6 protein-coding genes are annotated in these 6,615 nt (G+C 34.6%); 1 reads left to right on the top strand and 5 read right to left on the bottom strand.

The window, feature by feature from the left end:
- Positions 1-258: 258 nt before the first annotated feature.
- The 5 genes from GKG43_RS22360 to GKG43_RS22380 are packed head-to-tail and all read right to left on the bottom strand — an operon-like array spanning position 259 to position 5,398.
- Positions 259-639, bottom strand: coding sequence for a TnpV protein (locus GKG43_RS22360; RefSeq protein ID WP_008374212.1), 381 nt, complete (start codon positions 637-639; stop codon positions 259-261).
- 20 nt (positions 640-659) lie between these two features.
- Positions 660-1,067: a DUF6262 family protein gene (locus tag GKG43_RS22365; protein ID WP_008374214.1), complete on the bottom strand. Its 408-nt coding sequence runs from the start codon at positions 1,065-1,067 to the stop codon at positions 660-662.
- On the bottom strand, positions 1,051-2,559 hold the full coding sequence (locus tag GKG43_RS22370; RefSeq protein WP_227337806.1) for a tyrosine-type recombinase/integrase: 1,509 nt from the start codon (positions 2,557-2,559) through the stop codon (positions 1,051-1,053). The genes GKG43_RS22365 and GKG43_RS22370 overlap by 17 nt, the downstream gene beginning before the upstream one ends.
- Positions 2,546-4,276 (bottom strand): tyrosine-type recombinase/integrase, encoded by a 1,731-nt coding sequence (locus GKG43_RS22375; protein WP_055164289.1) that lies wholly within the window; start codon positions 4,274-4,276, stop codon positions 2,546-2,548. The genes GKG43_RS22370 and GKG43_RS22375 overlap by 14 nt, the downstream gene beginning before the upstream one ends.
- Before the next feature lie 18 nt (positions 4,277-4,294).
- Positions 4,295-5,398 carry a tyrosine-type recombinase/integrase gene (locus GKG43_RS22380; RefSeq protein WP_055164292.1) on the bottom strand — a complete coding sequence of 368 codons (1,104 nt, stop codon included), beginning with the start codon at positions 5,396-5,398 and terminating at the stop codon, positions 4,295-4,297.
- A gap of 241 nt (positions 5,399-5,639) precedes the next feature.
- Between GKG43_RS22380 and GKG43_RS22385 the strand changes: the two genes are divergently transcribed.
- A complete protein-coding gene (locus tag GKG43_RS22385) occupies positions 5,640-6,437 on the top strand; it encodes a helix-turn-helix transcriptional regulator (protein WP_129880098.1) in 798 nt (265 codons plus the stop codon).
- Positions 6,438-6,615 lie beyond the last annotated feature (178 nt).

A 6,615-nucleotide genomic window follows, 5' to 3' on the forward strand; every position in this document is an offset into this window, starting at 1 on the left:
CGACCAGCCTTTGCTAAACGGCGATACCCGTGCGCTGAACGCGCTTCAGCGCATGGGCTAATCGCCCGGAATAATCAACTGCAAGAATTAAATATAAAAACACTTTTATTATGTACTTAACCAACATTTTTAATCCCTCACTTTTTTGTCTTTCCGGACAGCAAGAATCTTGCCATCCGGACTTCCTTTTTTTTGCTATCCGGACTTCCACTTTTTTGCTATCCGGGCTGCAAAATTCTTGCTATCCAATGCAGTTCATTATCCTTTTGTATATATCATTTCCGTCAAAATCATCTCTTCTGCATCATGACAAATGGCATTCATCCTCCTTGTCCATTCCATGTTGTCCTGCCTTTTTAATTTCTCTGTAATTCCTTGTTTCTCCATCATCTGTTTTACTAATTGTTCTTCCCTATCCCTTGCTTCTGCATCAATCTGATTCAAATGCTCGACAAGTTTTCCTTGTAACAACAATATTTGATATTTTGCCTTTCTGTGTTCCTGTAAATAGCTTTTACGAAGCATCCCATATTTCCCATAAGTTGGTTCGATATCTGTAAGTGCCAATTTTGGCAAATAATAATCACCACATAACATATAAGTAAGTCCATTTTTCTCATCATAAATTTCGTTCTGCATAAAATATTCTCCTTTTCTTCCTATAATTGGTCGTACATCTTCAACAGTGTTCCCTTTTTCATTTGACTATATTTCACCTGTAATTCTTCATATTTTTTCTGAAGACTTTCATATTCGTTTTTCGGAACACTATCGGATAATTTCTGTTCTAAACTCTTAATCCGTGCTTCCTGTGCTTTTGCAATAGCATCACTTTTAGGATTTCGCAATATCATTCCCTGTTGTTTTTCCTTCAATTCCATCATGACCTGTTTCACATTCGGATTATTATAGAAAAAACCTCTGGAAAGTCCTGTTAGTTTTGTAAGTTCAGCAACTGAAATTTTTATATTTTTTCTATACATTGTTTCAATAGCTGTTATTGCTGTTTCCGTCATTTCCGCACTTTTTTCTTTTGCCAGTGCTACCATTTTATCGTGTTTCTGCATTTTCCTTTTCCCTCCTGTATTGTGCTAATAATTCATTCATTTCATCTCGTACAGCCTTTGTATCCTCCGCTAATGCTTCGTTTCTTAACCGCCGATAATGTGGTATGGTTCGTGTATCCTTATGCCCCAACAGCCTTGCAATGCTATCATCATCTAATTTCATTTCTGTAAGTTTTACTCCAAAAGTATGTCTAAAACGATGTGTACGAAACTCAAAATAATTTCCATTATCATCCCTGATATCATTTTCATAAATCATGATATTTACATGATATTTCAGCATTGAATCTGTATACAATTTTCCATTATCTTGCAGAAAAATATATTCTGAATCTGGATGCTCCTTTTCTGAAACTTCTATTGCTTTTCTAATCAATTCTGCCAGCTGATTGCTAACTGGTCTTTTATATTTCCTTGTTTTCTGCTGGATAATAGTTATAAAATAATGTCCAGATTTCTCAGATAAGCAATCCCTTCGCAAAGTCAACGTATCCTCTATTCTTGTACCGAGCATCTGATGTATTATTAAACATCTGCCTAACTGGGGCTTTAATTTTGTTAATGCACAATTAAATCTTCTGATTTCTGCATCTGAATACGCTTCTGGTAAAGCGTTGTCATATGCTCTGCAATCACTGGACAGAAAAAGGTTGCATATATTTCCTATTTCCAGTTCACGCCCTATTTCATCCAACAGATTATCCAAAACCGACAGCTCTGTCGTGTAACTGACTGATGTAAGACCAGTATCCGTTTTTATATAAACCAGATAATCTTCTATCATATCCCTGCTAATTTCTGTAAAGTGCTTTACTTCTGGGAATCGATCATACATGAAACTAGCAAACCGACGGAATCCACGCAATTCACCTTTTATACTACCCATTGCTTTTGTCTGGCAGTGGCTATACAATATTTTCTTTATTATCTCTTTAAATTCTTTCTGCCTGATCTCACGAAAATCTAATCTATATCTTCCACGAATCGGATTACTCCTTGGCACAATATCCAACTTTCTCATATCCCATACATCTTTTTCATTTTCTGGAATATCTGCTGTTTTACACTTCACAACATACTCATAATACATTTTCAGAAAAGAAATCTGAGCGCTACTTTGTTGCTCAACATTCCGCCTATCCGGTCTATTTCTTCTAACATACAGCGCCAATCCTTTTTTATATAAAAATGCTTTATAACTTCTCTCCAGTTCTTCCCATTTTTTATCAGTGATGCTACTACAACTTGTACACTTCTCATTCAGAAATTCTTTCAACAGATCAAATCTGTAAATATCATTTACTACTGTTGATAATGACAAACGTCTACATCTATCATCGATATACCCATAAATCTCATCCTGCATCTTTTCATTATGAATCTCTGATATGTAGTACACCCTGTTTTCCTTCCATTTCAGTCCTGCCAACTGTTTTTCTGTAGCTTGTTGATAACAGTCATACGAAATCAAATTAATATTACCTTTCATCATCTTCTGCTCCTTTCAATTTAAATGACTGATTTTTAGAGAAATATTTATCTTCAGCCGATACAATACGTTCCGGCATGAAATCAATGTACTGTTTTGTCATATTCTCACTTGAATGTCCTAGATAATCTCGTACCCCTTGTATAGAAACCCCATTTCCGTACATTGAAGTTGCAAGGTTATGTCTGTAATCGTGTGCTCTAAAGATATAATCTCCGCAGGCAATCCCACGAACCTTACACTCCCGAATCATCTGATTTGAAAATGTCTGTCCATTAAATGCACCACCCTTTTTATTTTTGAATAAATACTCCCCATTTTTTATTCCGTACTTTTTTTCATAATCATTCACCAGTCCAACCAATAAACTGGGAACAGGAATGACTTTTTCTCTCCGCATTTTGCTTTGATATATGCGCATCCAATTCTCATTGCCTTGTGAATAAAAGGCTCCCGATTTTATTGTACAAACCTCGCTTTTCCTAATTCCTGTGCAAAACAAAATCAAATACATCAACTGTAAATGCTCTGGGAATGCCGGCAGCTCCTTAATCAGATGAGCAATTGTTTTTTCTGGAACACTTCTTTCATTGTGTTCTGAAAAACCTTTTTTTAAAAATCGTTCCGGATAAAACTTCAACACTTCAATATTTTTCATTTTCAAAAACTGTAGAAATGTATGCATATGTGTGATATATCGGTTAAAAGTAGAATACTTAATATCGGACTTATCCAAAACAGACACATAACCCTCTATATCTTGTATCTCCAGTTCAGTTACTTTCTTACTCTGTCCATCCAGATATTTTAAAAATTGTGAAATAAAACTTATTGTATTTCGGATATTTGATAAAGACAGATCCGATATCCCGACCAAATATTTTGCGTATAATTGTAAATACCAACGATTTTCTTTTTCGTAAATATTAATAAATGAAAGGCTTTTAACAGGTGAACTAGCATTGATTCTCGATTTATCAAACTGAAACCTATCCATATACCAGATACACGCTCGCCAATTTGTCTCTGAATCTGTCAGAAATAACGTTCTTCTCGCAAACTCAACAATCTTAGAAGCCTGTTTTTTTATAATTTCCGACTCCTTGTTTAAATACAGATAAAATCTGTTTTCGTCTGCCTGTTCCATTTCTTCAATATCATCTATTCCGTACTTATCGCAAAACCGTATAAGTGCTTTTAATGGTTCTAAAAAATATCTTCGATGTCTTTGTACCTTATCCATATTCAGAATTTCACACAGCAATATTTTTGTCTGTCGCACCAACTGTGATGAATGTATCCTCGTTAAGTCCCATAACAAATCATTCTTATCAACCACCTGACGGAAAGATTGTGCTTTCTTCTTATTGGGGACATACAGCAAAAACAATTTGTCTTGCTTAAAAAACTCCTGTTCTACAGAGAAGGGCTTTCCTTGTGAATAGACATCCGGCATATTTTCTATTTTTAAACGATCAAATAAGCTCAGTAATTCCGCTTTATATTTTTCTGAAATATCCTCTTTTTCAAGAGAGTCCATATACATTTTTCTCGTTTCATAGTTAATATCTGCAGTACACTGTATATCTGTATACTGAAAAAATTTGTATAACCGGTTATAGTATTTTGCTTCTCCAGTCGTAACTAAAGATATTTCTTCCTTTAATTTCTCAGGTATTTTTTCCTGATATAACTTCGGAACAATTTTTAATACTGCCAAGGTAATCCCTCCTTCCTTTTACAGAAAATCTGCAATTTGGTATAAATTTTCATTATTTGAGTAGTATTGATCTGTCGCTTCTACCAATCGTTCATTATTTTCACCCAAGTATTTAATGGTAGTTTCAACTTTCTTATGCCCCAGGGCAAAACGAATGTCATTCAAATCCCATCCTTCTTTTCTTCTTTCCTCCGCAAAATAGTGTCGGAGCTGATGCGGATGGGAATTGATATCCGTTTTTTTGGATAGCCTTTTCAACATGCTATACACAGAATCCGCATCTAATGGCTCTCCTTTGTTTTTTCCAGTTAATTTTGTAAATAGATACTCCGAGTTCATCAGACTTTTTCGGTTATCAGAAATGTACTTAACCAAGAACTCAAAAGTTGTATTACTTAACAAAGCCATTCTATATTCTGCATTTTTTGCTCTTGCCAAGTTGGTATTGGATTCACGATACCTTACCCGAACCGTCCTTCTTTCAAAATCAATATCTTCGGTATAATGGATTCCTAGAATTTCCCCTAATCTAAGACCGGTTTCTGCCATCATTGCTATCAGCAATCGATCTCTATCATTCGTACAGGCATTTATCAGCTCCTGTATTTCTTCGGATGTTATTTCTTCCAGATTAGGTTCTTCTTCTTTGAAGAAACCTTTAAACGAATTCACTGCATTTTGATGATTTACTCCCATACTGTCAAAATATGATACTTTTTTTACTCGTAAGACTTTAAGCATTGGCAAAACATCTTCCAGTGCCAAAAACTGGTAGTATCTGAAGACTGCACCAAGATACATATTGCAGGTCTTATTGCTCGTCTGTGTATTATGCTCAGTATGCTTTCCACTCTTAACCCAATACAAGAAATCAATAAAATGTTTATTCTGCTCTGAATAGGATAGCAATGTAATCTCATCCAATCCTATCGTTTGCTCCTGCAGATAATTGTAATAATATGAAAGTGCGAAGGCTGCGGATTTTACAGTATTCGGAGAAGTATTAATCTGATCCAGATGCTTCAAATACTTTGATGGAAGGATTTCAATTTCTTCAATATCAGAAATAATCAAAAAACGTGGTCTATTATCTTTCAAAACCGAAACAACCCTATATTTCAATCCACAGCCCTCCTTCCTTTCGTTTTGATTTGTTTGACTTCTTTGACTTCTTAATTCTACATTATACACAAAGAAGTCAAAATGTCAATTACGTTTTTGATTTCTTTGACTTTTGTAAGAATATCAATAAAGCATTTTTTGATTTCTTTATGTTTTAAATTGATTTTTAGGGATATAATTGATAAGATAAAATACAAGAAGTCAATTTATACAAAGTCAAAGAAGTCAAGAGGAGATTTGCATGAACGAATTTATATCAAATTCAGGCACACTAATAAATCCTGACAGCGTTTACGATCAGGAAAGATTCATCAATATACTTCAAATCATTTTACAGAAAAAAACACAAAAAGAATTATCTGAACAAACAGGCTTAAATAATGCAACCATTTCACGAATGCTCAACGGTGCCCGATCTGGAAGACCATATAAAAGCACTATTGATAAAATTGCAAAAGCCATTGATGATCCAGAACTTATCCAAGAATTATATGATGCAACGGGATATTCTTCTAAGAAAATACAGGAACGGAAAAAGATAATTGCAGACAATGGATTTTCTCTGGATCTCTCTACTGTTCAGGTGCATGAAAAATTTTTTTCTACCTTAATGCGTGGACTTTCCATGATGACAAGTCTGCATAAAGTTGAATGGACAATAAAATCCGGAACACCCAGATCATACGATTATTTAATTGAATTAAAAGAGGGAACTATAGATTATTGGTATATTAGATATGTAGATAGAATTACTTCTGATGAAGAAAGAAAAAAAGCCTTAACTGCCATTTATGGAGAATTTGCAAAATTGAAATTGGACGGAAAAATCAAAGTTTCTTGCGCCACTCCTTCTTATGAAGATTATGATTATTTTATTACAATTCCGCCATACCAATTAAATACAAATGCTTCTATTATACATTTTGATTCTGAACTCGAAAGATTTGCAGACGAAACCTTTTTAGAGACAGCTTTACCACTTAAAGAAAATATTCCTGTTAAGGATTTTTGTAATCTTACCGAATCACTGATACTATAACTTTTTGGTTTTATCACAGAGAGAGTTGCTTATGGCTCTCTCTTTTTTTAACGCTTCCTCCTCCCATGTTCTAACTCATTATGGCAAATCATTTTCTAAAGTGATTATTCCGGGCGATTAGCCCATGCGCTGAAGCGCGTTCAGCGCACGGGTATCGCCGTTTAGCAAAGGCTGGTCG

The organism is Eubacterium sp. BIOML-A2 (assembly GCF_009680135.1).
Classification (GTDB): Bacteria; Bacillota; Clostridia; order Lachnospirales; family Lachnospiraceae; genus Faecalicatena; species Faecalicatena contortus_B.

Coding starts and splice junctions, on each gene's coding strand:
- GKG43_RS22370 (WP_227337806.1), bottom strand. CDS start 2,559: ATGATGAAAGGTAATATTAATTTGATTTCGTATGACTGTTATCAACAA.
- GKG43_RS22385 (WP_129880098.1), top strand. CDS start 5,640: ATGAACGAATTTATATCAAATTCAGGCACACTAATAAATCCTGACAGC.
- GKG43_RS22365 (WP_008374214.1), bottom strand. CDS start 1,067: ATGCAGAAACACGATAAAATGGTAGCACTGGCAAAAGAAAAAAGTGCG.
- GKG43_RS22360 (WP_008374212.1), bottom strand. CDS start 639: ATGCAGAACGAAATTTATGATGAGAAAAATGGACTTACTTATATGTTA.